Raw genomic sequence first — 26,998 nt, 5'->3', positions numbered from 1 at the left:
CCGTAGGGCGGGGCTTTCGCGTCGATCAGCCGAAGCGGCCAGAGATGTAGCGTTCGGCTTCTTCGTTCTGCGGATTGTTGAACATGGTCGTCGTGTCTGCGAAGTATTCGAGGTGGCCGGGCTGTCCAACGGCCTTCAGGTTGAAGAAGGCGGTGTAGTCGGCGATACGGGCCGCCTGCTGCATGTTGTGGGTCACGATGACGATCGTGTACTCGTTCTTCAGCTCGTTGATCAGATCTTCGACGGCCAGCGTGGAGATCGGGTCGAGGGCGGAGCACGGTTCGTCCATCAGCAGCACCTGCGGGTGCACGGCGACGGCGCGAGCGATGCACAGACGCTGCTGCTGGCCGCCGGACAGGCCGATGCCCGGGTTATCAAGACGATCCTTGACTTCGTTCCACAGGTTGGCGCCGCGCAGGGCCCATTCGACCAGGTCATCGGCGTCGGACTTGCTGATCCTGCGGTTGTTCAGACGCACGCCGGCGAGCACGTTCTCACGAATGGACATCGTCGGGAACGGGTTCGGACGCTGGAACACCATGCCGACGTCACGACGCACGGCCACGGGGTCGATGTCTTTGGCATACAGGTTACGACCTTCAAGCAGCACTTCGCCTTCACAGTGGGCGCCGGGGATGATCTCGTGCATGCGGTCGAGCGTGCGCAGCACGGTGGACTTGCCGCAGCCGGACGGGCCGATGAAGGCGGTGACCTTGTTGGCCTCGATGTTGATGTTCACATCTTCCACGGCAAGGAAATCGCCGTAGTAGATGTTCAGATGGTTGACGTCAATACGCTGTCCCATTTGTTTTCCTTACAGTTTTCGGATGATCGTCTTGTGTCTTGTCAGCGTTCCGTCTTAACGGCGAAGACCTTCGCCACAAGACGTCCGATGAGGTTGAGGATAAGCACGATGAGGATAAGCATCAAAGCGGCGGCCCAGGAGCGTTCCATCGGAATGGTGGTCACGCAGGTGGCGTCGGCGTTCGTCGGGCAGTTGGCGCGCAGCTTTGAGTATTCCTGATACACGTACACCGGCAAGGTGGTCATGCGTCCGGAGAACAGATTGAAGTTCGTCGACGCGATGTAGCCGGCGGTCATCAGCAGCGGCGCGGTTTCGCCGATAACGCGGGCGATGGCCAGGATGCAGCCGGAAACGATGCCCGGCAGGGCCGTGCGCAGCACGATTTTGGTGATGGTGCGCTGCTTGGTGACGCCAAGGGCGTAGGAGGCTTCGCGCAGATCGTGAGGCACGATCTTGAGCATTTCCTCGGAGGATTTGACCACGGTCGGCAGCATCAGCAGGGACAATGCCACGGAGCCTTCGATGCCGCTGATGGTGCCGGGACCGAACGCGATGGTGAACATCGAATATGCGAACAGGCCTGCGACGATGGACGGGATGCCGCTCATCACGTCGACTAGCAGGGTGATGCTTCGTGCCAGTTTGCCGCGGTTGGAATATTCCACCAGATAGACGGCGCACATCAGGCCGATCGGGATGGAGATAACCATGGCGCCGAACGTGATTTCCAGCGTGCCGATGATGGCGTGCAGAATACCGCCATAGCCGCCGGATGGGGTCTGGCTGCCGCCGACGACACCGGTCATGTTGTAGCTCAGGAAGTTGAGATTCAAACGCTTGATGCCGTTGGAGATAACGGTCCACAGCACGGAAATCAGCGGAATCAAGGCTACGATGAAAGCGGCGCCGACGAGGACGCGCATCGTCAGATCCTTGCGCTTACGCGCGGCGATGAATGAACGTGTCGGCTTGAACTTGTCGAAATCGATGACAGGGGCCTGATCCATGGGGCTTTGTTCTGTACTAGTCATCATGCGGCCACTTTCTCGGTGATCTTACGTGCAATGAAGTTCACCACGAAGGTGATGAGGAACAGCACCAGACCGGTGGCGATCAGCACGCTTACGCCAAGGTCGTTGGCTTCCGGATACTGTGCGGCGATATTGGCCGCAATCGTCTGGTTCTGCGAGGCTTGCAGCAGCTTGATGGAGTAGTTCAGGCCCGGAGACAGGATCATCAACACGGCCATCGTCTCGCCGAGTGCGCGGCCCAGGCCCAGCATGGAGGCGGAGACCACACCGGAACGACCGAACGGCAGCACGGCCAGCTTGATCATTTCCCACTTGGTGGCACCCAATGCCAAGGCGGCTTCCTCCTGCAGACGCGGGGTCTGCATGAAGATATCGCGCGACATGGAGGTGATAATCGGCAGAATCATGACGGCCAGCACCACTGCGACAGTGGCGACAGTACGAGACGGGTTGGCGGCGGGGCCGGCAAACAGCGGAATCCAACCGAGATAGGTGGACACCCAATTCCAGAACGGGTAGATGGCCGGAACCAGAATCAGACCGCCCCACAGGCCGTAGACCACGGACGGGATGGCGGCGAGCAAATCGATGACGTAGCTCAAAGCGGTGGAAAGCTTCTTCGGCGCGTAGTGCGAAATGAACAGTGCGATGCCGACGGATACGAAGAAGGAAATCAGCAGCGCGAGTGCGGCGACCAGAATGGTGCCGAACAGCATCGGGCCGACATAACCCCAGAACGTATCGGTCTTGCCGCCGGTGAAGCTGGAGATGGTTTCAGCGTTTGCGGCCTGATCCCCACCAATCAGCGGCCATGCGCGGAACAGCAGGAAGAGCGTGACCGCGGCAAGCACGACAAGGATCAGGATGCCGCAGCCGTAGGCTATGCCCTTGAACACCTTGTCGGCGCTTTTGCCGCCGACCGGCTGAGCAGCCGTTTTTTCTTGCGAACTCACAGGTTCTCCTTGGAAGTTGCGTGTGGTTGACATACCGATCATTCAACGGTAGCAGGTTCAGACCCGATTCAAGCCGCAGACCACGTTGAAGCGAAATCTGCGGCTTGCAATCATGACTTATTCATCAACTCGGGGTCACATCCGTAACCGCATCGATCGGTCACTCGGCCTTGATGGCGTCGATGGAAGCGGTGACCTTCTCGACCAGGCTGCTCGGCAGCGGAGCGGTGCCGGCTGCGGACTGGGCGACCTGCTGGCCGGCGTCGCTGGTGACGTAGGTCAGCCAGGACTTGACGAATTTGGCGGTATCGGCGTCCTTGTAGGCCGGGCAGGCGATGTCGTAGGAAACCAGAACGATCGGGTAGGCGCCTTCGGCTTCAGAGTTGTGGTTGATGGTGACATTCACGCGGTTGCCGTCGGTGGTGACCTCGGAATCGTCGATGACTTCAGAACCGGCTTCTGCGGAGATCTCGTTATAGGAATCACCGACCTTGATGGCCACGGTGCCCAAATCGCCGGCCTGGGAGAAATCGGCGTAGCCGATGGTGCCGTTGGCCTGCTGCACAGTGGAGACCACGCCGGAGGTGCCCTTGGCGCCCTGTCCGACTTCGTTCGGCCAGTTCTCGGACAGATCGTAGGTCCAGTCTTCCGGGGCGGCATCCTTGAAGTAGCTCACGAAGTTCTGGGTAGTGCCGGACTTATCGGAACGGTGCACCACGGTGATGGCGAGATCCGGCAGTTCGAGGTCCGGGTTCTGATCCTGGATGGCCGGATCGTTCCACTTGGTGATCTTGCCGTCGAAGATCTTGGCCAAGGTGGAAGCGTCCATATTCACATGCTTGCCGGCATCGGAGATGCCTTCGAGGTTGAAGATGACGGCGATCGGGGAAATGTAGACCGGGATGTCGAAGGCGGTGCCGGAGGCGCAGACGCTTTCGGACTGGGACACTTCGTCATCGCTCAGGATCTTATCGGAGCCAGCCCAAGCGGTGGCACCGGTCAGGAAGGTGCTCACGCCAGCGCCGGAGCCAGACGGATCGTAGGAAATGTCGGCGTCCGGATTGCTCTCCTGGAAGCCCGCGATCCAAGCCTCGACGGCAGCCTGCTGAGAGGACGCGCCGGCACCGGCGAAATCGCCGGAGATGGCGGCGGCGGTATCGGTGGAAGCGTCGGAAGTAGTATCGGTGGTAGCGGTGTTATCGCCACAAGCAGCGACGGAAGCCAGCATCACAATGCCGGAAGCGGCAGCCAGCGAGCGAACGAAAATGCTCTTATTCATGATTGATTCTTTTCCCTCTTATCAACCCGACGGCGTGGAATGTGTAACCGTCGTTTTTCATGACATCTCCAAGCGTATTGGCATTTGCGCATGGTATTCGCCAAATATGGTGAACAGAAGATGAACAGTTGCTAATCAATCCGACTACATAAAACACACGCCATCCCACCAATCCAAAAACCATCGCGAGCGCAAGGTTTTGGCGAAATCCCAGCCTTCCCCGCAACAACAAAGACCGTTAAAACCACGTGGTTATAACGAAATCACCACCCCCGCAACTCCGAAACCGTAAAAACCACGTGGTTGTAACGGTCTTGGGCGCAAAAAACACATGAAACCGTTAAAACCACGTGGTTGTAACGGTTTCAAAAGGACATGGGTGAGGCGCAACGATGATAAGGTACACGCCTCAAGCGAGGGCGGTGAAAATTATTCGGCTACGGGAACGTCGATTTTGTAGCCGAGGCCGCGCACGGTGGTCAGGTACTTCGGGTGAGCCGGGTCCTCTTCGATCTTGGAACGCACGCGCTTGACATGCACGTCCAGCGTCTTCGTGTCACCGACATAATCCGAGCCCCAAATGCGATCGATCAGCTGATGACGCGTCATCACACGTCCCTTGTTCTGCATCAGGTATTCCAGCAGTTCGAATTCCTTCAGCGGGAAGAACACATCCTCACCACGTACAACAACCTGATGCTGACCGACCTTCATCGAAATATCGCCGCACACCAGCGGAACATCATCATCGGATCCGGCAACGGCATCGCCCATCCCCTGATTGCGGCGCAGCACCGCACGAATACGCGCCAGCAATTCGCGGAAGGAATACGGCTTCGTCACATAATCGTCAGCGCCAATCTCCAAACCGACAACCTTATCGATTTCAGCGCTTTTCGCCGTCAACATGATAATCGGCACGCGGCTCTGCTCACGAATGCGCCGGCACAAGGCTATGCCGTCAATGCCCGGCAGCATCAAATCCAATAGCACCAAATCAATACCGCCCTTGGTGAACAGCTCCAAACCGTCCTCACCCGTGGCGGCAGCGGACACGTCGTATCCTTCACGCGTCAACTGGTACACCAGCGGCTCGCGATACGATTCTTCATCCTCCACAATCAGAATGCGTGTCATTTCAGCCTTCCTTGCATCAAGCCAGCGACTTCATGCGTCTCTACTTTCGAATAACCAATCATAATCGTCTGCCATTTGCCATCGCACTACGGAAATCACGCCGCGACAGTGATAGCGTCACACCGTGGAAGTGGTAGCGTCATGCCACAGCACCCTCGTCATCAGCGGTGCCATCACCAACGGTGACATCATCAGCGGCCATCGTCGGATACGTCATCGTCGGATACGTCATCGTCGGCATCCGCATGCGCAGCGACATTCTCCGCAGCACCAATGGCAGCGTTCGCGTTATCGTCACTCTGCATTTGGACATCATGATATGCCGGAAGCTCAATCGTAAACGTCGACCCTTCCCCTTCACGCGACCACACGGAAATAGTGCCACCGCAATCCTGCACGCAATGCTTCGTAATGGCCAGGCCCAAGCCCGTGCCGCCCGTCGCGCGCGAGCGCGCCGGATCGACACGATAAAAACGTTCGAAAATGCGGTCGAGCGACGCCGCAGGAATGCCGATACCCTGGTCGACGACGCGAATGATTACGTTATCGTCGGATGCAACAACGCCGACCACAACCGTCGTATGTTTCGGCGAATAATGAATGGCATTTTCGACCAGATTCTTGACAGCGGTTTTCAGGGCGTCTTCATCAGCCATAATCGCCGCATCCTTGCCAGCAGCATCACTGATTTCGACGGCATCATCCGACGCGATTTCCAACGGCACACCCGCCCCGTTGAACGACAATTTAATCATGATATCGCTATCCTTCGCCTGCACCGTGTTTTCGGCGATCGCCTCACGTACAACGCTCATCACCGACAATTTGCGTGCATTCAAGGTTGCGATTGTGCTCTGCGCCTTCTGCAAATCAATCAGACGATGCAGCAATTCAGTCAGGCGCGAACTTTCCTTAACGATACGACCCGAAAAATAGCGCACTGCATCAGGATCATCAGCAGCATCGCCAATGGTTTCGGCCAGCAGCGAGATAGCACCGGCCGGCGTTTTCAACTCATGTGACACATTCGTGACGAAATCGCGACGCACCACTTCGAAACGACGCTGTTCGCTCATGTCCTTGATGAAAATCGCATACAAGTCGTCCGCGATCTGGCCGACGCGCACACGCAGATACAGCGTCGACGAGGGGGCCTGCTGCCCTGCTTCCACGCCTTTTCCATTGCTGTGCACGGCGGGAACACGCTTGCTGCGGTCGACAGGCATCGTAATTTCACGTTCACGGGCGACACTGTCGGCGGCAACCAGCGTCAACGTGTCAGTCAGATCACGCAATGTTACCGTGCCGCCATTAGCCAGGCCAAGATGCATGGCGCCCGGGCTGATATAACTGACCTCGCCATTGGCGTCGCAAACAATCAGCGAATCCGGCATAACGGCCACCAATTGACGCTCCACCATGCGCACCGGCACATCATCGCCGAAAATGGAACGACATTCCTCCGGCAGCGGCTGGTCGGAGGCCACGCCGCGCCGCGCCGCGTTCAGGCCACGACGATATGAGATGGCCAGCAATGCGATAATCACTGCAATCGCCGCAATCGTCAGCAACACGGTCTGCCACCAAGTCATATGTTCACCTTCCGATAATCCGCCGATCACATACCAACATAACCGATGGCGAGCGCACAAATGGCCGTATATCACGGTTGGTCACCGCATATTCGTTCGTCGTTTACCGTGCGTACAACATGCAAGACGAGCGCGGGAGCCGTACAGGGACCATACAGGATTATGCCTTTCGCGGGGCGGGCGAAGTCTCGCAGCCCTGCGGCCCTACAGCCTCACATACGAGCGACGATCAGTTCCAGCCTGTGCACCCCACCGGAAATTACTCACGGCCTCACATACGTGCGACGATGCCGACGGTGATCTTCGCGGCGGTGTCGGCGTATTCGGAAATGTCGAAATCCTTGAATTCCTCATAATCGGTGTCGGCGTTGTCGCTCATCGCACGAATCACCAGCGCGGGCACATCGTTGCGTGCGGCGACGTGCGCGACGGCGGCGCCTTCCATCTCGACGGCATCCGCCTGCGTTTCCGCAATGACCTGCGCCACCTTTTCGGCACCGTCGACGAAATAATTGCCGGATGCGATGACGCCGGTGATATGCGTAATGCCCATCTCGTTCAGTGTTTCGTCAGCGAACGCAATCAGGCGCGGGTCGGAATGGAATTCCTCGGTGCACGGCTTCCACTGGCCGACCAGTCGCATATCGGTGTCGAGATAGCGCAGGGTGCCGCCAAGTACGACGTCGTTGATGTGCAGGTTTTTATTTAGGTTGCCGGCGATGCCGGAGAAGATGACGGCATCGGGCTGGTACGTGTCGATGAGGTGCTGCGTTGTTGCGGCGGCATTGACCAGGCCCATGCCGCCGACGGTGGCGACGACGGTGATGGCGTCGCCGTTTTGTGTAGTCAGCGTGCCGCGGCTGACGGTGAGGCTGGCCGCTTTGCTGACGGTGACGTCGTCGAGTGCGGTGACGATGTGGGCGATTTCCTCATCGAGTGCGCCGATGATTGCGATTGTTGACATGACTGGTGTTCCTTTCGATGGCTGATGATGCTGCCATTGTACGAAAGGCGCCCCATTTCAGGTAAAGCGACGACGGCAGACGGCATGGCTGACGACGACGGTGTTGCGGTTGTTTTCCCGACGACTGATTCGAGGTTGCGACCTTTTGTGGAGCAAAATACGGATTCGTGCTCCACAGCGTACCGCAAAAAGGGTGATCTGCGGCACTTTGCGGAGCAAAACGGATTGCCTGCAGACACCTACATCCAGCAATCGATTGAACGGTCGTCAATATACGACTGCCATCGGTCAGGCTTGGGCAAGTCACGCAGCGTGGACGTCTGAATGAGCAGAATCGTCGCGATCGCCAGAATCGCAGCGAACACCAGCCCGGCTCGCACAAAGCCCATCATTTCCATCAGCGGACCTGCAATGGCGGACATCGCCGCATAGGATCCGAGATTGCACAGCGTTCCTACCGCCGAAACGCGGCCTTGATTGCGTTTCCCGATCAGCAGCGTCTGGAATCCACCAAGAATGGCATTGCCAACAGGCACGAACAGCAATCCGGAGAACAATGCGAATCCTTGTTCAACAATTCCCGGCAATACAACCATGCCGAAGGATCCGCAAGCCATCAAAGCAAAAGCGGCACAAATCAGCATGCCACCGTCAAAGCGTTTCATCAGCAGGCCAGACAATGCCGCGCCCAACAACATACCGACAGATCCGACTGTAATAACAGCCGCCGCCGTCACAGGACTGCCGGTACGTCGCATGATGTCAAGCTGCATCAACAAAAGCAGCGCATTCACCGCACCGTTGAACAAAATGGAAATTGTCAGCAGGCGACGCTGCATATCATGCGACAGCATCCAAGCGAATCCGGCGAAAGCGTCACGGCATAGCGCGCGGCATGTCATCGCATGCTGCGCCGTCTGCTGCGTCGTCTCATCATCCGTATTACAGGCATCATCATGATGCCAATAATGGCGGATTCGCAACGTAAAAATCACGCCGATCACATTCATCACAGCGGATGCCGCAAACGGTATCGCATTGCCGGCGCGCATCAGAAAACCGGACAGCGGCGAGCCCAAAATATTCACGACGGCATCGCGGCCATTGTTGGCGGCCAACGCTTTAGGCAAATCCGAATCGGAGACGATGCCTCGCAACATCGCATTCGACGTGTTCGCCAACAGGCCGGCGCGCACTCCAAGCGACGCCGCAAGAACAATCAGCAATCCGACCGTCAATGTTCCGACCATTCCAGCCAACGCCGCAATGCCAGTCAACAGGAGGCCACTGGCACCGTATATCAGCAGCAAGCGTCTGCGATCGAAGCGATCTTGCAGGAGGCCGCCCGGAATGCTGGTCAATGCCTGCATCACGACATATAAGGACTCGACCATTGTGGCTTCGGCGGCCGATCCCGTTATGTCGAAAACAATCAGCGATAGCGCGAAACTGGTGATGCCTGCAGCCAACGCGTCGGCAGTATCGGCGCCGAACCAGCAGGGATAGTCCGTACTACGCCAAATGTTGGCACTCTCGCCGACTGCAGCGCTTTTTTGATGCAGGCGTACTGCTGATTGCCGAATTGATTCAGTCATTTTCGCCTTCTTCTAAGCGTTGGTCTGATTTGCGTCAGACTGCACTGCCGGTACGGCAATCTCGGCAGGCGCATCAGTCACATCATGTGTATCAACTGCATCATGCATGTCGGTCGCATCATGCGCGTCAGACGCATCAAGAATGCGACGCGCATGTCGGACGGTGGACGCCAACAAAGTTTCCAACGCGCGCACGGCATCAGTATTCAACATGCCGGACGCATCGGCGGTCAATATGGCGGCGTGAATATCATCGCGGCAACGCTGCAGACTACGCTCGGCAGCGGCCGCCAATGCAATCTCACCGTTTTTCGTTTCCTTGCGACTGAAAATATGCTGCGTATTATCATGTGCCGATATATTTCGCGATGATTCAGCGCGCATCGACGCTTTCAAATTGCGACGCATGCCGCGCATGGAGGATTGCAATTCCGCGCGTAAATCGTCGGCGGCGGAATGCACTGCGGAGCCGACCGCGGATTCGATATCCTGTTCAAGCTGTGCCATATCGGAAGAACGGGCCTGCAATTCCGCGCGTCCTGCTGGTGTGATCGCATATATCGTTTTGCGACCTTCCGTACGCTTAACGACGAGGCCTTCTTCCGTCAATTTTGCAAGGCGCGGGTATATGGTTCCCGCACTTGGCACATACGATCCTTGGAAGCGCTGCTCAATCGCCTGCATCAACTCGTAGCCGTGCTTAGGCGATTCACCCAGCAGCGCCAACAAATAGAGGCGCATCTGCCCGTGGGCGAATTTCGGAGTGTTCATGATCATGCCGTTTCTCCGGAAAACGCGTCCGCATGGGACTTACTGCGAGCCCCGCCGCAGGCCGTATCGTAAGACGCACCGCAAGACGCGTCGCCGCGAGCCTCGTCACAGGCATCGCCGCACGCCTCGTCGTTGCGACGAATGACCTCCAGGCGAGCCCGCACTGCGTCAACGCGAATTTTCGTCACGGGCTCCCCTTGCGGGCCATCATGATATGTGCTTCCGCTGCGATTCATTTTCACGCGGCGACCATTGATCAACGCCGTATCAGACACCGCATCCAACCTGTATTCGGCATTCACTTCGGATCCAAGACGAAGTTTCAGCGAACCGTTCACCGCATTCAATGTGACCGATTCCGGATTGCCGTACAAATCGAGGAACATGGCCGCGTTCACCGACGACATTTTCACTTTCGCACAGTCGCCGTCAAGAGTCACATGGCCGTCTACAGTGTCCACTTTGACATCGCCATGCTGATTGCGGGCGATGACATCGCCGCTGACGGTGTCCACTTTCAGATTGCCGTACACGCCGTCCGCCAACAGTGAGCCGGAAACCGTATCAAGCGAAGTTTTGCCTTCAACACCACTGACCAGCGTGTCGCCGTAAATGCACTCGACTTTCACCCGCGTTCCGCGCGGCACCAGAATGCTGACATCCGCGCTGTATTCTTCAAACGGCTTCTTCTTTGTGCGCCCGCAGAACAGCATGGAGAACAACGAAGTCGGCCCGACCATATGGGTGCGGCCATCGGTCTGCGGATGGCCGACATACAATGTGCCGCCTTCCAACATTGCACGAACCTTTTCGCCACGAACGTTTGCCACTTCCAGACGCGCTTCATTGCCATCATGGGCGATCACATCCACGCGGCCGGCCAGCAATTTTACGGACAGGCCATTCAGCGAATCAATATCAACGGTTTTTCGTTCCCCCGGGAGGATCAGCCACCTGTTTTCGTTTTCACCGAGAAAAGCATCGTCGTCACGAGCCCACATATTCGCGAAATGCGAACCTTTGTCCGAAAAACTGACCTTGATGTTGCGACGCATGCCAAACATGTTCACTCCGCCTTTCCGACACATCGTGCCGCCCCAACCGCGGCAATTTCGCGATATATCGCGTTATGGTCGAGTGTAACACGATATATCGCGAAATGAAATATGGCGTCGCATCGGCGTTTTATATGGAATTGAGGTGGATTGCGACGCTTCGAAGAGAATCCAGAAAGCATATTCTCCACGAAACGCCGCAAAAGGATGAAGATCAGCCAGCCTAGTTACGGAGGCGACGACGAGCGGCGACGGAGGCAGCGAGTTCGCGCAGCAGGACGGCGGTGTCGTTCCAGCCGATGCAACGATCAGTGATGGACTGACCGTAGGTCAGCTCTGCCAGCGGCCCTTCGGGCTGATTGCCGCTTTCGATAAAGCTTTCCATCATGATGCCCGTAATGCCCTGCTCCCCCGCGGCGATACGTCGCGCAATATCGCGCACGACTTCAATCTGACGGCGTTCATCCTTGCCGGAATTACCATGCGAACAGTCGACGATCAGACCGTGCGCCGCTGCGGAATCGGAAGGCATGGCAGCATTGACGTCACTCATCGCCGCATGCACGGAGGCCGCATCATAGTTGGGCCCGTGCGAGGATCCGCGCAACACGACATGGCAGTCGGGATTGCCTAAAGTTTCGACAGCACAGGCACGCCCCAAATGGTCGATGCCGAAGAAGGTGTGACGTTGTGCGGCCGCAACACAACTGTTGACCGCGGCTTTGACTGAACCATCAGTCGCGTTTTTGAATCCGATCGGCATGGACATGCCGGACGCCAGCTGCCTGTGGACTTGGCTTTCGGTATTGCGTGCGCCAATCGCCCCCCAGCTGACGGCGTCAGAAATGAATTGCGGACTGGTCGGTTCCAGGAATTCGGTGGCCGCGGGCAGCCCCTGCTCCAAAACGCCTAGCAATGTGCGGCGTGCCATCAACAGGCCTTTTCGAATATTGTGGCTTCCGTCGATGTCTGGATCATTGATAAGACCTTTCCAACCGACAGTAGTGCGCGGTTTTTCGAAATAGACGCGCATGACGATAAGCAGTTCGTCGACGGTTTCCTTTGCGATTGCCGCAAGGCGATGCGCATAGTCGAGCGCCGCGTCGGGATCATGCACGGAACAGGGACCGACGATAACAAGCAGGCGGTCATTCTGACCGTACAAGCATGCGCGAATGGAGTCACGCGAACCGGCGACGAGATCCTGCATGGCCGGTGTGAGGGGCTGCTGCTGCAACACCTGTGCCGGCGTGGGCAGCGGCTCCAATTCAACGATTCGGCGGTTGATGATACGGTCGACGCCGACCTGGTCCTCCCAACGTGGCACATCAGTGGCCAGCAGCGGATTGAGGCCTTCGCTCATCGCCTTGCGAATCGTCGCAAGATCTTCCGGCGTATTCAGCGGCTTCGGTTCAGCGCAACGTACATCCTGCTCGTTCATGTCCCTCTCCTTGGCTTTACTTTCCCAAGAATACCCAGAAGGCATGGAGAGGCAAGGATATCTTTTGCCGATACCCGACGCTTTCCTCTGCTCACACACAATGTGCCAACGCCACAGTTTGCCACAGCCCACTACAGCGCACGGCGGGCGGCGACGGCGTCGGCAAGCGTGCGCAGCAGCTGTTCGGTGCGCTCCCACGGCACGCAGGCATCCGTAATCGACTTGCCGTATTCGAGCTGCTCCAGTGGAGCCGGCTTCTGATGACCGCCCTTGAGGAAGCTTTCCATCATCACGCCGAGAATGCCAGGTTCGCCGCCGGCAATACGTGCGGCGATCTCCTCAACGACTTCAGCTTCGCGCACTTCATCCTTACCGCAATTGCCATGCGCGGCATCAATCACCAAACCATGCTCGCTCGGGCCGGAGGCCTTCGACGCCTTCAGATCACGCAATGCCGCGGCCACGGATTCAGCATCATAATTCGGGCCCGCGCTGGAGCCGCGCAGCACCAAATGGCAATCCGGATTGCCTTTGGTCTCCGCAGAGATCACGCGGCCGTCCAAATTAATCGACAGGAAATGATGTTCGAAAGCGGCGGCAAAACAGGAATCGGCAGCCGGCTTTACCGAGCCGTCAGTCGCATTTTTAAATCCGACCGGCATCGACAGGCCGGAGGCCAGCTCACGATGCACCTGGCTTTCCGTATTGCGAGCGCCGATCGCGCCCCAGCTGATCAAATCGCAAATATACTGCGGCGTAATCGGATCAAGCCATTCCGTCGCCGTCGGCAGACCGCAAGACAGCACGTCCGTCAACACTTTTCTGGCCAGCCACATGCCTTTTCGAATATTGAAGCGACCGTCCAAATCAGGATCATTAATCAGACCCTTCCAACCAATCGTCGTGCGCGGCTTTTCAAAATAGACGCGCATCACAATCATCAGACGGTCTTCCAGCTCACGCTTCACCGCGGCCAAACGTTCGGCATATTCGTGCGCCGCCTTCGGATCATGAATCGAACAAGGGCCGACGATGGCCAACAGACGGTCGTCGCGACCGTGCAGAATATCGCGGATCTCCTGGCGCGAGCGCAGCACGAGGTCGCTCATCTCGTCGGTGAGAGGCAGTTCCTTGAGGAAATATCGAGGGGCCGGAATCGGATCGAGCTGCCGAATGTTCACGTCGACGGTTTCCGGAAACACGGCGCGCTCATCCAAAAGACGTGCGTCATTCGAGCTGTCCGGACCGCGCAGACCTGCCATGATATTCCTCTTCCTCTCACGTATCGTCGGCTATGCCGCCGCTTTCGGCGGACTTTCCGACTATATGCGATTCCACTGTACCGTGGAGCGCGTTGTTTCACACAATGAAAAAAGGAGAACGCCCCGCCGCGCGCAGCCGTTCCATTCCCCATATCCGGAAAATGGAACGGCGCGGCGGCGGACCGTTCTCCCCCGTCGACACGTCACCGACGCATTGTGCGCGGCGTGACGATCAGGCGAGAGCGCCCATCGGGTCCCAAGCCGGCAGCATGATGGCCGGCTCATCCAGAGCGGCCTGATATTCGGCCGGCAGCATCGTCTTCGGCACGGCGACCTCGTACACGTACTCGGTGAACCAGTCGTCGCTCATGGTGAAATAGCCCTTGTCGGCAATCTGGTCACCCCAAGAGTTTTCGACACGCCAACGGCGGGTGGTGGTGCCGTCTTCGACGGTATCCACGCCAACGAAAGCCATGGCATGGTTCATAGCGGAATCAGCGAAACGAACACGCTGCTCCTTGTCCAGATCGAAGTCGACGTCGTAGACCTTGCCGTATTCGAACAGATCGGTCGCCCAAGCACCGTTCACGCGATCCATCATCGGATGGCAGTCGGCACCGAACCAAACCGGGATGCCCTGCTCTTCGAGAATCCGGCGCACGCAATCCTTCATGAACTGGTTCGGCACATTCAGGTACTCGGTCGGGTCGCCGCCGGCAACGTTGCCCAGATGCTCGATGCCGATCTTCTTGCCCTTGGCATGCTCGGTACGCGGATCGTCGACCAGGCAGACGTAGCTCTCCAGATCGGCGGAGCCAACGTACTTGTTCCAGAATTCAACCGGCGTGATTTCACCATCGCGGTGGAATACGCCGTCCTTGCCGGTCCACTCCCAATCGAAGCTCTTCGGCGGCTCGCCCAAGTGAATGGTCAGGATGCGGTGGCCGGCTGCAGTGGCATCGGCGATGATTTCGCCGATCTTGGACGGATCGGCATACATGTGAGCCACGGCGGTGTGTAGCATACGACGCAGCTGCACGTTCATTTCACCAGTGTTCTTGGAGGATTCGGTTTCCGGGAACAGGTCCTTCGGAACGGCACCATACTTCTTATAGACGTTCATAGCCATGGTCCACTGGCCGCCGTCGCCCATCACATCGTTCAGCAGGTGCTGTACAAGGCGAGAATCGGACGGCTCACCGGCTTCGATCAGGGAAGCCATATCCTTCAGGAAGTAGTTGACGCGTTCCAGCTTGTCGAAGTACATCGCATAGTTCTGTGAGAACTCGAATTCCTTCAAACCCATGTTCTTCTTGGCCACGAAACGAGCCACGTTCAGGGAGCTGAACAGCCAGCAGCGGCCGGAACGATTCTGATTGGTCACTTCGCCGTTGTCCACGGTGGTGGAGAATCGACGCTGCAGCAGGCGAGCGCGATCGTAGTTGCGGGCGACCTTGTCAATGCCGGCGGCGGTGACGGCGTTCATCGCCATGCGGTTGGTGTCGCTGGCATCGAAATCAGCGCACAGCTTTTCCAGATCCTGCGCGCCCAGCGGCGTGATTTCAGTCATGGTGCTCCTTTGATTGCAATCAATCTGTTGGTCGGGCGTTGTGCGCCGGCCATAATGACGGCGCCCCGCCAATGACGGGGCGCCGTGCATCGTTCAAACAGATACGAGTCTAGTCAGTGTGCAGACTTAGCGCGTTCCGACTTATTGATTGTCTCGATCATCATCGGAGAGCTCATCGGAAGACTCGGAATCAGCGCTCTGTTCCGTTTCGTTGCCTTCAGTCTGCTCGCTCACCTCAGCGAAGTCGCCGGTCGTATCATCGGCAGTATCAGCAGCGACATCATCGGCTGCATCACTGTCGGAGGCGTCTTCAACAACGACATCAGTGCTGTCGGCGGAATCAGCATTATCAGCGGAATCGGCGACATCATTCTGCGCGTCATCAGGTGCCGCGAATTCCGCGTTTTCCGGCGCGGCGACACCAGAAGAGGCATCATCGGCAGCCACGCCAACAGCAGGCGCATCGTCGGCGGCGGCAAACAAATCAGCAGCGACATCAGACTCCGGCAGCAACGCTTCGACCGGAGCGGCAACCGACTGATGCGACTCATCAACGGCATTCATCACCGGCAGGCCAGCGGGCGCGCCAAAACCGGCGAATGCACGTGAGAACATCTCACGCAACTCCGCAACACGCTGTGTAATCTGCGCTTCACGCGTCTGCAATTCAGCGATACGCGCCTCCAGGCCGTCCAATTCACTTTTCGCTGCAGCGCGGCGCTTCTCCACCTGCGCATCAGCCTCTTCTGTAGCTTTACGCAACACTTCAGAGGCCTGATCATCCGCCTCAGCACGCTTCGCCTCAGCGTACGCATCCGCCTCGGCACGAACCTGATTCGCTTCGGCAATCAGCTCATCATATTCATGCTTCGCGTTTTCACGGCTGGCCGCCAACTGAGCAAGCAGCTCGTTCACCTTCTTCGTGGCCTCGTCCTGCTGCTCGGCGATATCGGCACGAATCTGCTCGACTTCGGCGTTCACCTGGCTCGTCGTCTTCGTGCGATACACGTCGGCCTCATCGGTGATCTCCTGTGCCTTTGACCTCGCGGCATCCGTGATTTCACCGGCCTGACGCTGCGCGTCGGTCATCATCTTGGACACCTGCTCGCGCACGTCGGCCAGTTTGCGGTTAGCATCCTCCAACGCCTTTTCGATCTGATCGGCGGATTCGCTCTTCAGACGGGAGAGCTCCTCATTCGTGGCCTTGCGCTGCTGCGCGATCTGCTCCGTGGCCTCGGCACGCCACTGCGAAATCTCACGCTCCTGCGTGGCTTTTTCAGAGGCCAGACGCTTGCTCTGCTCCTCGCGTGCATTCGTCAGCTCCAGTTCAACGCTCTGACGTTGCGCGGCGACGTCACGGGAAGCCTTTTCTCGCAGCTGACGCGCATCGTCCTCCGCATGCTGCGTCACCGAAGCGGCCTGAGCGTTCGCGTCACGCAAAATCACATCGCCCTTGCCCTTGGCGTCATCAACGATGTGCTCGGCGTCCAACTTCGCATTATTCAGCAGCGTTTCAGCCTGCAGGCGAGCGTCATCCAATACAGCTTGCGCATCCTTCTTCGCGCGGTCGAGCAATTCTGTGCTCGTCTGCTCGGCGGAAACCAGCATCTGCTGCGCGTTCGCGCCCAACGTGGCAAACGGTGTCTTTTCTTCGATCTTGCGCGCCTTCTCCTCACGCAATTCAGCCTGCAGCTGCAGAATATTCGCGTCCCCCTTCGCCACCTGATCACGCAGACGCTCAAGCGTTTCCTGCGCGGCGGCAAACGCCTCATCCACCTTGTCCTTGTCGTATCCACGCAGCACGACCGGGAACTGATCCACCATGGCTTTTCCTTTCAACACCCCTATGTCTTACGACAACATCTCACCGACAACACTGCCCGACGGCAACGCCCCGCCAATACTGCCCCGCCGACAAAGTATTGTCGGCATTCATCGGCATGGCCCCACCGCTTTGCGGCCTAGCGCAACTTTAGCGCATCAACGCGGCAAAACCGCGAGGGAAACAGGCATTCACACACAGCTCACAACAGTGTGGGTTGGCGGAAGATTGGGACCAAGCTGGATGGAAGACTGACGGAAAACTGGCAGAAGACTGGTGAAAGACCGATAGAAGGCTAGCGGAAAAGGCGGCGGCGCCTCAGCCCAGCAGAATATCGCCCGACGACGGCTGCACATAATAGCGAACCGCCTCTCGCACCACGTCACGTCCGGCGATGATCTGCTGTTCCAACGGCAGGCCGTGCTGCGCATGCGATTGCGCATGCGGCGTCTCATTGACCTTGGGGAAACTGACGAAGCCGGCCAGCACATGTTCCTGCGTCGATGCCCAATTAAGCAGGCTGTAAAACAGTGAATTGCACACAAAGGTGCCGGCGTCGGAACTTAACGTTGCCGGCACGCCGTGCGCAGCGAAATCGCGCAGAATGGAACGCAACGGCAGACGCGTCCAATATGCGGCCGGGCCGTTGACGTCGATGGGCTCGCGACGAGGCAGCGCGTTGTCTGCATCTGGTTTGGAGGCATCCATGACATTGGTGGCGCAACGCTCCAACAGGATGCCACGGGCGGCGCGCTTCAATCCTGTGGCGATAACGATATCAGGATGATGCTGTTCAACAGCTTTCCGCAAGGTCGGCCAGGCGTTGGCAAAACTGATTGGCAGCGTTACCACATTGATTGACAGCTCCACATTGTGCAGAGGATCGTCAAAATCAACGTCGTCGCTCAGCAGACCTCTCTCTGACAGAGCTTTAGGCACTTCCACGGCAGGATTGACGTCCACTCCGTCGTATGGGGCGAAGCCGGAAATGACGATGTTCACATGCTGCATGATTCCAAGTGTATTGCAGCGTCACGGCAGGTGCAGGATTGGCAGTCGATTGATTCGATGTTTGACGTTGCCCGATGCCGCCCGATGCCGCTTGACGACAGCAGCTGATGGCATCACCGGACTCCCCCCCCCCCAGTGTTTTGCGATGCTGTTGGCGATGCCATGGACAACGCCAACCGCGGCCTTAATTGTTAGCAATGCCGTTGGAAGCCTCGCCGAACATGGCATGGACGCGGTTGCGGGCATCCTTTTGGATGCGTTCACGCTGGATGGCTTCAGCGATGCGTTCCGCAGTCGGCATATCGGATTGCGTGGTGACTTTCAGATTGGTTTCTGAGCCTTGCACGATTGCAACCGGTTCGTTTGGCAGGTAGTCGACGACGACGCGGGTATCGTCAGTGGGATGAAAATCAGGATCGGCCGAAGCCAATTCGTAGGCGTGTCGGATGGTGTCAAAACGGAAGGCCTGCGGTGTTTGCGCGCGATAGGTGTCGGCTCGCTCCGGTACGCGACGCACCACCTTGCGCACGGCGCTGTCGACGACGGCGTTGGCGTTATTGGCAACGCCGACATTGCTGACATCATCATTATTGACAGCACCAACATAATCCTCAGTCAACAGAATCGTATCGGTTGACGCGTAGGCCACCGTCGCAGCGGTGAAATCATCAAGCGCATCAATGCAGCCATCGATGGAATGACGCTCAACGAATGGACGCACCGCATCATGAATCAGGATTTTCGCATCTCCTGGAATGCCCGATTCAGCCAACATATGCAGCGCCGCCATCGTACTGTCGACACGCTCGACGCCGCCGTCGATGATGGCACGCACTTTCGGATACCCATGCTCATTGGCCAGACGATCCACCTCGTCGCGCACCAGCGGGTTGACGACAACAACGATATCGGTGACGCGCGGATTGGATTCAAACGCCTCGATGCTCCAGCATACGATGGGTTTGCCGCCCACCGACACCAGTTGTTTGGGATTCTTCGGATCGAAACGTGTGCCGAATCCGGCCGCCAACACCACTGCCACAACTGGCACGCTCATCTGATTCCCTCGTCTCTTATCTCTCGCCGCTCGCTGCTGTTTTGCAGCAATCATCAGCACAATGTCAATGCAATCGTCAATGCTCATGTGTTTGCGCAGCCCTGCAATACCGCATAGGCCGCACAAACGTACGCTTACGAGTACCGTATGCGTACGGTACTCGCTTGCGTTATCTAATTGCTTAACTTGTCTGCGTTACCCGCAACGCTACTCGTCTTATTCGCGCACAATCAGCGCAAGCATACGACCTTCACGTTCTTTGCCCGCAAGCGCGGCACGACGATGCGAGAACCACAGCGGATTCTCCAGCGTGCACATGCTGCGTCGAATCTTGCTGAGACGTTCGGACAGCTTGGCTTCACCTTCGCCGTCTTCCTGGCATAGCTGCGCCAATTCCTCATCTTGAGACAAGTACTGGGTTGCGGCGTTGACTCGCGGACGGGAGGAAATCACGTTATCCTGCGGAATTCCGGCCTTGGCGAGCTCCTGCAGGGCAGCCTGTGCGATATCGATGCCGGGCTGGCCGAAGCGGCTCAGTGTGAAGGTTCCGGGGAATTGCGCGTCGAATTCGTCGGCCATGTCGCCGCCGACTTCATAGCAGTCGCCGCAGATGCAGGGGCCGAGCGTGGCGACGATGCGTTCGCGGGTGGCGCCTTTGCTGACCATCAGATCAACAGTGGATCCGATGACGCCTGATTGCAGGCCTTTGCGGCCGCAGTGCGCCGCGCCGATGACACCGGATTCCGGGTCGGCCATAAGCACCGGCAGGCAGTCGGCGGCAAACATACCCAATGCGATGCCCGAGCGAGAGGTGACCTGGCCGTCGGCTGCGATAACGATGCGGGTCTCGGCCTCTACTGCTGCCGCGACCGCTTCATCGGACGGCTCGCTTTCCGTATGCGTGCCGGATGCGTCGAAACCGAAATCGGCATTGTCAGCGTAAACGTCGTCGATATCAATGGCGTCGCCGGAATGCACTTGGCTGATCAGAGACAGGCGTGCACCGATTTCGTTGGCGAGCGCCGTGCGGTTGGCGGCGACGTGCGCCGGTCGATCACCCATTTTGCCGCCCAGATTGAAATGCGCGAATTCGCCTTCGCTGGTGCCGCCGAGCCGCGTGGTATAGACGACTTTGATACCCGGCGCGAGCGCGATCGGAATGGTGACGGGAATCGGGTTGCCGGCTTTGTCGGTGGGGTCGATGGCGGTACTGTCGAGAATGGCGTCGTCGTATTGCGGATTGCTCATTGCTTGTCTTTCTTAATTTACGATTGCTGGAATCACCGTGACTGTTGAAACCGCTGAACATTCCTGCGGTATTCGACAATCCCAGCGGTATTCAGCGATGTTCGCAAGGGATCTTGTGAAATGTTGCGCGAAGAATCTTCGATCAGGCCGCTTTCAAGGTCGGCTTTTTCGTGCGCGACCTGATGGCGGCGTTGGCGGGCACATTGTGCGGGCACGGGAAGGAGAAGACGTGGGCCGGATTGTTGATCAATTCAACCGATTCGCCGTTCTCATCGCGGAAGCCGCCCGCCGGCACAGTATAGGCCAGCGGAGCCTGGCCGGGCAACAGGAATTCGATTTCCTGACCGGCTTCGATTTTGTTGCGGCTCATAATGGTCAGGCGGCCGCCGTCTTCCTCGCTCCAGCCCAATGCTTCGCCGACGACCAGCCACTCGCGGAAGTATGCGGAACGGTCAGTGTTCTGCTTGACCTTCTGCTCCGGATAGTAGAAGCCCGTGCTGTAATCGCGGTGTGCGACCTTATATGGCTCCTCATGCAGCCATTCGGGGAATCGGACCTTCGGCGCGGGCGCGATGCGGGCATGCCGCCAGGAGGCGACATCATTCTGACCATCAGACTGGCATTTGCCGCAGCATTCGGCCTTATCACCAGCCTTGTCAGCAGCGGAAGCTGTGTCGTGCTTACAGCTGCCGTCACACTGGCAATCATCATCCGTATTAATCGCGGTATCGAAATCAGGCACGCCAGCGAAAGCGTCATCGGCGTGAATCGTGATCGAATCAGGGCCTGCATTTGCGGCGCTCAAATCCGCATATTCCGCCAGTAAAACAGCATCCGAATCGTCACCGCGCAGCACGCGGTCGCGGAACGGTTTCAACACGTTGCCGTCCGCGTCTTCAAAACCGCGCTGCACCATATATTCGTTCACAGCCGTCTTGTAGGCATTCGTCATCGCTGCGATGTAATAGGCGCTCTTCGACCGGCCTTCGATCTTCAGGCTCGTCGAACCCGAATCAATCAAATCGTCGATGTGCTCCATCATGCACATATCCTGCGAGTTGAAGATGTACGTGCCCTCCTGCGTCTCCTCCAACGGAAAGACCTGGCCGGGACGTTTCTCTTCGACCAGCGAATACTTCCAGCGGCATGGCTGTGCGCATTCACCGTGATTGCCGTCGCGGCCAGTCAGATAATTCGAAATCAGGCAGCGGCCGGAAAACGCCATACACATCGAACCATGCACGAAGGTTTCGATATCCATGTCGGCGGGGATATTCGCGCGAATATCGCGGACGGCCTGCAAATCCATTTCACGCGCCAGCACCACGCGACGGGCACCCAACTCGTACAGAGCGTTCGCGGCCATGTAATTCGTGACTCCGGCCTGCGTGGAAACATGCAATTCCAATTCGGGCGCGATACGGCGGGCTGCCATGAGCACGCCAATATCGGTGACGATCAGCGCGTCGATGCCGGTGTCTTTCAGCTGGCCGATGTATTCACGAATCGGCTCGACCTCATTATTACGCGGCAGAATATTGCAGGTCACGTACACGCGGGCGCCGTGCTCATGCGCGTAACGGGCGCCCTCTTCGAAATCCTCAAGGCTTAAGTTTTTCGGCGCGCTACGCATGCCGAAGGCCTTGCCGCCGCAATACACGGCGTCCGCACCGTAGTCGACGGCGGTTTTCAGGCCTCTTAAATTGCCGGCGGGGGCCAACACTTCCGGCTTACGACGCATATGGGTTTCGATCTTCGCATTCATCACCCCACCAGTGTAAAAGAGGGGGTGGTTCGGCGTTCTGAACTGCGCCAACTGTTACAACCACGTGGTTTTGACGAAACAAGGTCCTGACAGACACCCAAAACGTTAAAACCACGTGGTTCTGACGAAACAAGGTCCCGACAAACACCCAAAACGTTAAAACCACGTGGTTCTGACGAAATGAGGAGCTCACCTGCGCGAAAACAACTAAAAAATGGTGGCGGCGAAGTCGAAGAGAAGCTTCGCGCCGTAGGCGATGATGACAACGCCGCACACCTTGTTCAGTATTTCCAGAATCTTCGGGCTGAACTTGTGACGGAAGGCGGAGGCCAGCAGTGTGATGCCAAAGAACCACAGCAGCGACGCGGTTTCCACACCTGTGATGAACGGGGTGGACTGGGACGCGCTCAGTGTGGCGCTGAACGCGCCGAGCATCAGCGTGCCGTCGACGATGGCCTGCGGATTGAACCATGTGACCACGCAGGCCGTGCCGATGGTGCGCAGCACGCCTTGGTGACCGGACGGCTGATTGTGATCGGCGTTGGCGATTGCGGCATCGTCGGGCTGCCGCTCGGAGGCTTTGCGCTTCGGCAGCAGCAGACCCAATCCGATACGGATAACGACGGCGCCACCGATTGCGAGCACCGCCAAACGCAGCCATTCATTGTTCTGCATCAACGTACCGATGCCGAAGAAACAAGCCAACGACAGAATCACATCAAAAACGCTGACTGCGAGCGCAGTCAGCAGCGCACGACGACGCGTTTTCGTCAAAGCGGAATTGATCACGAACAGATTCTGCATGCCAATCGGGGCGACATATGCCAATCCCATGGTCAGCCCTTGCAAGTAAAAGCCCATGCTCCACGTCCTTCACTCAACCAAATGCAATTTGGCTGGCTCATAATCACCCAGCCAAACCAGCCAAAACACATCTACACACACAACAAAAAGTCGCGTCATTCCGCGCGACTTCTTTACCTATAATCCAATTGTAGAGATTCAGATATAATGGACAACCAGCCAAAGTCACATTTCCCACCCAACCAATCAACCAAGCTAAAAGCCAACCAAACAGCAAACCAGCAAGTCAGCCGACCGGCTGCCCCACCAACCAATCAGCCAGCAATCAATCAACCATCCAAAATGTCACGCATCATTCCACACGCACAATGTGTAGGTAACACATACACAATGTGTGGGTAGCACTAACACAATGTGCATCGCACACCCAACCAACGCACAATATGCATCAAAGCCACGCACAATGTGCGCCCAAACAGCACACAATGTGTGCAGCGGAGCCACCCGCCACACAATGTGCCAGTGGCACACGCACAATGTGTAAGTAGCACTAGCACAATGTGCGTTTGAACAGGACACATTGTGCACGTGGCCTGCGGCCAGGTCATGCAATCCCAGCAACCTACAGCCCGCCCCAACCAACGACCCTCAACCAATCCACGGAAACGAGTGAATATGGCACGCATAGCAGCATTGGACATCGACTGGAAGCCGGACCGCGAATCCGGCGTTCCCGTCACCGAACAAATCGTCGACTACATGTGCCGGCAAGTCTCCGACGGCGCCTGGCCCATCGGATCACGTCTGCCATCGCAACGCGCGCTGGCCGACGCATTCGACGTCAACCGCTCCACCATCATCGCCGCAATCAACGAGCTCACCGACTACGGCATCGTTGAAGGCCGCCACGGCGCCGGCACCACCATCGTCAGCAATACATGGTCGCTCATGCTGCCCGGCGCGCCGCAATGGGCAGACTACGTGTCATCCGGCTTCTTCAAAGCCAACAATGCAACCATTCAATCCATCAATCATCTCGAATTCGCGCCCAACATCACACGCATCGGCACCGGCGAACTCGACCCGCGCCTCTTCCCAAAAGCGATGTGGCATCGCGTGCTCACGGAGGCGGCCAACGAAATCGACGCGCTCGGCTACCCGCCGCCCGAAGGCGAGCCCGCATTGCGCGAAGCAATCGCCGCGCACATGTGCGCAACCGGCATCCAATGCACGCCGGCTCAAGTGCTGATCACCAGCGGCGCGTTGCAGGCATTGCAAATGATCTCCGTCAGCCTGCTGCCGGACGGCTCCACCGTATATGCGGAAGCACCAAGCTATATCAAATCGTTGCAAGTGTTTCAGTCGGCAGGCATGAAACTGCAAGGCGTGCCGATGGATCATGAAGGCATCAGCGTTGCCGCGTTGCATCGGATGCTGAGCGGCGATGCGACGCTACTGAATGAAATGCCGTTGAATGGCACGCTGCACAATGGCGCGCCATTCAACGACATGCCGTCAAACAGCGCACCACTAGGCAGCACATCACTAGGCGGAGCGTCATTAGACGGCATAACACCAGGCGGCGCACCATCGAATAACGCACCGCACAGCGGTGCAACACAGAACGGCACACCGTCAAACGAAACGGCCGCATCCACTGCAATACTGCCGCGTGGCGGACTGCGCCAATCAGCAGGCGGCGCAATCCTGTACACGATTCCCACCAATCACAATCCCACCGGCATCACCATGACCGCCGAAAGACGACGTGACCTTATCGACTGCTGCGTCGCCAACCGATTGCCCATCATCGAAGACTGCGCTTACCGCGATCTGTGCTTCGACGGCGAAGCGCCGTTGCCGTTGAAGACATTGGACGAAACCGGCATGGTGATCACGCTGGGCAGCGCGTCGAAAGCGCTTGCACCAGGTCTGCGTATCGGCTGGATCGTTGCAAGCGAGCCAATCGTGCAGCGTCTCGCCGATGTGAAAATGCAAATGGATTACGGCGCGAGCGTCTTAAGCCAGTGGGCGTTCACGCGATTCCTCACATCCGGTTTGTATGACGAATATCTGGCGTCGCTGAAGCTGGAATTGCGACGCCGCCGCGACTGCGCGCTGACGACCCTGCAGGATACGCTGGCCGACCGTGCGCAATGGACGAAGCCGATCGGAGGCTTCTACATTTGGCTGACGTTCAAGCACCAGATGCGCATGTCGCGCGTGTTCCAATTGGCTGCCGAGCGCGGTGTGCTGCTGAATCCGGGCGACATTTACGATTTTGAGGCCAACAATTCGCTGCGATTGAGCTATTCGTATACGACGCCGGAAGAATTCCGCCGCGCTGTTGAGACATTGGCGGGCGTGGTGCGCGAATTGGAGGATTGAACGCAGGATTAAGCGGCCCAACTGACTATGTGAAGGCGCCCAAACGGATTGAATGCCGTTCGGGCGCCTTGTTATGTCTTGTTATGCGATATGGCCGCGATGCGACTGCAATACGACGATGCGATTACGACGCAGTCATCTTGCAGTCACGCTACGAACACTGTATGCACCAATGCGATCAATCGAAATCGGATGCGACCATGCCGAAACCACGCGCATCAGCCGAGCTTCGCCAATTCCTCCGGGCTCAGCTCCAGCTGGTCGGCCTTGAGGCTGTCAAGAATCGTCTCCGGACGATGCGCCCCCGGAATCACGAACATGTGATCACCCTTCGCCAGCTCCCATGCCAGGACGACCTGCTGGTAGCTGACGCCGTGAGCAGCGGCGACCTCACGGAAAGGATCGAACTTCGACTCGTCGTACGGGTGACGGTAGCCGCCCAACGGACTCCAGCAGACGAATGCCAGACCGAGCTCACGGCAGTAGTCCAACGTATCCTGAGTGTCCAAATGAATCGGCGAATACTGATTCTGCACGGCGACCAGCTTGTCGCCAAGAACGCCGCGCGCAATATCAAGCTGCTCAATCGTCACATTGGACACGCCAGCCCACTTGGCAACGCCCTGATCCAGCAGTGCCTTGATGCCTTCGCAGGACTCGTTGTACGGCACTTCGGGATCATGGCGATGCAGGTACAGCAGGTCAATCGCGTCAACGCCGAGTGCCATCGCCGACTGCTTGCCGTATTCGATCAGGTGCTCCGGTTTGCCGTCGCGAGGCCACACCGGCTTGTCGCCTTCCCAGGCACGACGCAGGCCGACCTTCGTGGCGACCGTCACTTCATCGCGCGGACCGTCCCACGTTTCCAGCGCCTCGCGCACCAACTTTTCGCCGGTCTGTTCCTCCTCGCCCGGCGTGTAATACGCCCATGCGGTGTCGATGTGACGGCAGCCTGCGTCCAGCGACGCGTGCAGCGTTTCGATGCCCTTATCGTGGCCGAAATTATTTTCGATGGTCAACGGCATTTCGCCGTGACCGATGGCGGTTGTGCTATACGGGCCGAGATTGCGGAACAGTGCCATTATGTCTCCTTTATATTCCTTGCGGAATTGATTGGTTTTGCTGCTTCCAGCGTAAGTTTGACGCTTGACCGCACGCGCATCATCTCAGCTTTCCAACAACGATCCCCTCAGACTAGCGACTGTTTGAGGAGGACAAAACGAGGATGTCCTCCGCATTCCGTCACGAAACCGGCTCTTTGCGACTGTTTGGGAAGGACACAGGCAAGATAGCCTCCGTAAACAGTCATAGACAGGCCGATAAACGGGCTTGGGAAAAAGATCGCCCCCTCACCGGAGGATTCCGATGAGGGGGCGATTCGTTCAGATGCCGACTGGCTCAGCCTTCGATGCTGAGCCGCTCAAAGGAAAGCCCCGTGGGCTTTCCTT

The 26,998-nt window shown here is 57.7% G+C and carries 21 protein-coding genes; 1 reads left to right on the top strand and 20 read right to left on the bottom strand.

Annotation, left to right across the window (positions count from 1 at the left end; genetic code table 11):
• Positions 1 to 25: 25 nt before the first annotated feature.
• The 19 genes from pstB to AC1AWD_RS00590 all read right to left on the bottom strand — a co-directional run bounded on the left by pstB (position 26) and on the right by AC1AWD_RS00590 (position 23,219).
• Entirely contained in the window at positions 26 to 805 is a 780-nt protein-coding gene (gene pstB / locus AC1AWD_RS00680) for a phosphate ABC transporter ATP-binding protein PstB (RefSeq protein WP_476563171.1), read from the bottom strand.
• Between the two features lie 41 nt (positions 806 to 846).
• Positions 847 to 1,839 carry a phosphate ABC transporter permease PstA gene (pstA, locus tag AC1AWD_RS00675; RefSeq protein ID WP_476563170.1) on the bottom strand — a complete coding sequence of 331 codons (993 nt, stop codon included), beginning with the start codon at positions 1,837 to 1,839 and terminating at the stop codon, positions 847 to 849.
• On the bottom strand, positions 1,836 to 2,789 hold the full coding sequence (pstC, locus tag AC1AWD_RS00670; RefSeq protein WP_476563169.1) for a phosphate ABC transporter permease subunit PstC: 954 nt from the start codon (positions 2,787 to 2,789) through the stop codon (positions 1,836 to 1,838). Before pstC ends, pstA begins: the two co-directional genes overlap by 4 nt.
• Before the next feature lie 160 nt (positions 2,790 to 2,949).
• Positions 2,950 to 4,068, bottom strand: a complete 1,119-nt coding sequence (pstS, locus tag AC1AWD_RS00665) for a phosphate ABC transporter substrate-binding protein PstS (RefSeq protein WP_476563168.1) — start codon at positions 4,066 to 4,068, stop codon at positions 2,950 to 2,952.
• Positions 4,069 to 4,497: 429 nt separating this feature from the next.
• Positions 4,498 to 5,205 (bottom strand): response regulator transcription factor, encoded by a 708-nt coding sequence (locus AC1AWD_RS00660; RefSeq protein ID WP_476563167.1) that lies wholly within the window; start codon positions 5,203 to 5,205, stop codon positions 4,498 to 4,500.
• A gap of 191 nt (positions 5,206 to 5,396) precedes the next feature.
• Positions 5,397 to 6,797 carry a sensor histidine kinase gene (locus tag AC1AWD_RS00655; RefSeq protein WP_476563166.1) on the bottom strand — a complete coding sequence of 467 codons (1,401 nt, stop codon included), beginning with the start codon at positions 6,795 to 6,797 and terminating at the stop codon, positions 5,397 to 5,399.
• A gap of 271 nt (positions 6,798 to 7,068) precedes the next feature.
• A complete protein-coding gene (mtnN, locus tag AC1AWD_RS00650; protein ID WP_476563165.1) occupies positions 7,069 to 7,761 on the bottom strand; it encodes a 5'-methylthioadenosine/S-adenosylhomocysteine nucleosidase in 693 nt (230 codons plus the stop codon).
• 239 nt (positions 7,762 to 8,000) lie between these two features.
• Positions 8,001 to 9,356, bottom strand: coding sequence for an MFS transporter (locus AC1AWD_RS00645; protein ID WP_476563164.1), 1,356 nt, complete (start codon positions 9,354 to 9,356; stop codon positions 8,001 to 8,003).
• A gap of 12 nt (positions 9,357 to 9,368) precedes the next feature.
• On the bottom strand, positions 9,369 to 10,133 hold the full coding sequence (locus AC1AWD_RS00640; RefSeq protein WP_476563163.1) for a PadR family transcriptional regulator: 765 nt from the start codon (positions 10,131 to 10,133) through the stop codon (positions 9,369 to 9,371).
• On the bottom strand, positions 10,130 to 11,191 hold the full coding sequence (locus AC1AWD_RS00635) for a DUF4097 family beta strand repeat-containing protein (protein ID WP_476563162.1): 1,062 nt from the start codon (positions 11,189 to 11,191) through the stop codon (positions 10,130 to 10,132). The genes AC1AWD_RS00640 and AC1AWD_RS00635 overlap by 4 nt, the downstream gene beginning before the upstream one ends.
• A 214-nt stretch (positions 11,192 to 11,405) precedes the next feature.
• Positions 11,406 to 12,623, bottom strand: a complete 1,218-nt coding sequence (locus AC1AWD_RS00630; RefSeq protein ID WP_476563161.1) for a 3-deoxy-7-phosphoheptulonate synthase — start codon at positions 12,621 to 12,623, stop codon at positions 11,406 to 11,408.
• A gap of 131 nt (positions 12,624 to 12,754) precedes the next feature.
• Positions 12,755 to 13,885: a 3-deoxy-7-phosphoheptulonate synthase gene (locus tag AC1AWD_RS00625; RefSeq protein ID WP_476563160.1), complete on the bottom strand. Its 1,131-nt coding sequence runs from the start codon at positions 13,883 to 13,885 to the stop codon at positions 12,755 to 12,757.
• 232 nt (positions 13,886 to 14,117) lie between these two features.
• A complete protein-coding gene (locus AC1AWD_RS00620) occupies positions 14,118 to 15,455 on the bottom strand; it encodes a C1 family peptidase (RefSeq protein ID WP_476563159.1) in 1,338 nt (445 codons plus the stop codon).
• Positions 15,456 to 15,596: 141 nt separating this feature from the next.
• Entirely contained in the window at positions 15,597 to 17,279 is a 1,683-nt protein-coding gene (locus tag AC1AWD_RS00615; RefSeq protein WP_476563158.1) for a DivIVA domain-containing protein, read from the bottom strand.
• Positions 17,280 to 17,595: 316 nt separating this feature from the next.
• A complete protein-coding gene (locus AC1AWD_RS00610; protein WP_476563157.1) occupies positions 17,596 to 18,288 on the bottom strand; it encodes a pyroglutamyl-peptidase I in 693 nt (230 codons plus the stop codon).
• Between the two features lie 184 nt (positions 18,289 to 18,472).
• A complete protein-coding gene (locus AC1AWD_RS00605; protein ID WP_476563156.1) occupies positions 18,473 to 19,345 on the bottom strand; it encodes an IspD/TarI family cytidylyltransferase in 873 nt (290 codons plus the stop codon).
• 216 nt (positions 19,346 to 19,561) lie between these two features.
• The gene (locus AC1AWD_RS00600; protein ID WP_476563155.1) at positions 19,562 to 20,593 is read right to left on the bottom strand and encodes a purine nucleoside phosphorylase YfiH/LACC1 family protein; all 1,032 of its coding nucleotides are present in this window, start codon (positions 20,591 to 20,593) and stop codon (positions 19,562 to 19,564) included.
• A gap of 142 nt (positions 20,594 to 20,735) precedes the next feature.
• Positions 20,736 to 22,358, bottom strand: a complete 1,623-nt coding sequence (locus AC1AWD_RS00595; protein WP_476564502.1) for a peptidase U32 family protein — start codon at positions 22,356 to 22,358, stop codon at positions 20,736 to 20,738.
• A 207-nt stretch (positions 22,359 to 22,565) separates the two neighbouring features.
• Complete coding sequence (locus AC1AWD_RS00590; RefSeq protein WP_476563154.1) at positions 22,566 to 23,219, bottom strand: LysE/ArgO family amino acid transporter; 654 nt, start codon at positions 23,217 to 23,219, stop codon at positions 22,566 to 22,568.
• 618 nt (positions 23,220 to 23,837) lie between these two features.
• On the opposite strand from AC1AWD_RS00590, the gene AC1AWD_RS00585 reads away from it, so the two are divergent.
• Positions 23,838 to 25,550: an aminotransferase-like domain-containing protein gene (locus AC1AWD_RS00585; protein ID WP_476563153.1), complete on the top strand. Its 1,713-nt coding sequence runs from the start codon at positions 23,838 to 23,840 to the stop codon at positions 25,548 to 25,550.
• A 218-nt stretch (positions 25,551 to 25,768) separates the two neighbouring features.
• On the opposite strand, the gene AC1AWD_RS00580 is transcribed toward AC1AWD_RS00585, so the two are convergent.
• Positions 25,769 to 26,632, bottom strand: coding sequence for an aldo/keto reductase (locus tag AC1AWD_RS00580; RefSeq protein ID WP_476563152.1), 864 nt, complete (start codon positions 26,630 to 26,632; stop codon positions 25,769 to 25,771).
• Positions 26,633 to 26,998 lie beyond the last annotated feature (366 nt).

It is taken from the genome of Bifidobacterium sp. LH_512 (assembly GCF_056356435.1).
The sequence above is the reverse complement of the archived record's forward strand: the minus strand, read 5'-3'. Positions and strand labels throughout refer to the sequence as shown.

Excerpts from the sequence above, each read along its gene's own strand:
- pstB (WP_476563171.1), bottom strand. The coding sequence starts at position 805 with ATGGGACAGCGTATTGACGTCAACCATCTGAACATCTACTACGGCGAT.
- pstA (WP_476563170.1), bottom strand. The coding sequence starts at position 1,839 with ATGATGACTAGTACAGAACAAAGCCCCATGGATCAGGCCCCTGTCATC.
- pstS (WP_476563168.1), bottom strand. The coding sequence starts at position 4,068 with ATGAATAAGAGCATTTTCGTTCGCTCGCTGGCTGCCGCTTCCGGCATT.
- AC1AWD_RS00660 (WP_476563167.1), bottom strand. The coding sequence starts at position 5,205 with ATGACACGCATTCTGATTGTGGAGGATGAAGAATCGTATCGCGAGCCG.
- AC1AWD_RS00655 (WP_476563166.1), bottom strand. The coding sequence starts at position 6,797 with ATGACTTGGTGGCAGACCGTGTTGCTGACGATTGCGGCGATTGCAGTG.
- mtnN (WP_476563165.1), bottom strand. The coding sequence starts at position 7,761 with ATGTCAACAATCGCAATCATCGGCGCACTCGATGAGGAAATCGCCCAC.
- AC1AWD_RS00645 (WP_476563164.1), bottom strand. The coding sequence starts at position 9,356 with ATGACTGAATCAATTCGGCAATCAGCAGTACGCCTGCATCAAAAAAGC.
- AC1AWD_RS00640 (WP_476563163.1), bottom strand. The coding sequence starts at position 10,133 with ATGATCATGAACACTCCGAAATTCGCCCACGGGCAGATGCGCCTCTAT.
- AC1AWD_RS00635 (WP_476563162.1), bottom strand. The coding sequence starts at position 11,191 with ATGTTTGGCATGCGTCGCAACATCAAGGTCAGTTTTTCGGACAAAGGT.
- AC1AWD_RS00630 (WP_476563161.1), bottom strand. The coding sequence starts at position 12,623 with ATGAACGAGCAGGATGTACGTTGCGCTGAACCGAAGCCGCTGAATACG.
- AC1AWD_RS00625 (WP_476563160.1), bottom strand. The coding sequence starts at position 13,885 with ATGGCAGGTCTGCGCGGTCCGGACAGCTCGAATGACGCACGTCTTTTG.
- AC1AWD_RS00620 (WP_476563159.1), bottom strand. The coding sequence starts at position 15,455 with ATGACTGAAATCACGCCGCTGGGCGCGCAGGATCTGGAAAAGCTGTGC.
- AC1AWD_RS00615 (WP_476563158.1), bottom strand. The coding sequence starts at position 17,279 with ATGGTGGATCAGTTCCCGGTCGTGCTGCGTGGATACGACAAGGACAAG.
- AC1AWD_RS00610 (WP_476563157.1), bottom strand. The coding sequence starts at position 18,288 with ATGCAGCATGTGAACATCGTCATTTCCGGCTTCGCCCCATACGACGGA.
- AC1AWD_RS00605 (WP_476563156.1), bottom strand. The coding sequence starts at position 19,345 with ATGAGCGTGCCAGTTGTGGCAGTGGTGTTGGCGGCCGGATTCGGCACA.
- AC1AWD_RS00600 (WP_476563155.1), bottom strand. The coding sequence starts at position 20,593 with ATGAGCAATCCGCAATACGACGACGCCATTCTCGACAGTACCGCCATC.
- AC1AWD_RS00595 (WP_476564502.1), bottom strand. The coding sequence starts at position 22,358 with ATGAATGCGAAGATCGAAACCCATATGCGTCGTAAGCCGGAAGTGTTG.
- AC1AWD_RS00590 (WP_476563154.1), bottom strand. The coding sequence starts at position 23,219 with ATGGGCTTTTACTTGCAAGGGCTGACCATGGGATTGGCATATGTCGCC.
- AC1AWD_RS00585 (WP_476563153.1), top strand. The coding sequence starts at position 23,838 with ATGGCACGCATAGCAGCATTGGACATCGACTGGAAGCCGGACCGCGAA.
- AC1AWD_RS00580 (WP_476563152.1), bottom strand. The coding sequence starts at position 26,632 with ATGGCACTGTTCCGCAATCTCGGCCCGTATAGCACAACCGCCATCGGT.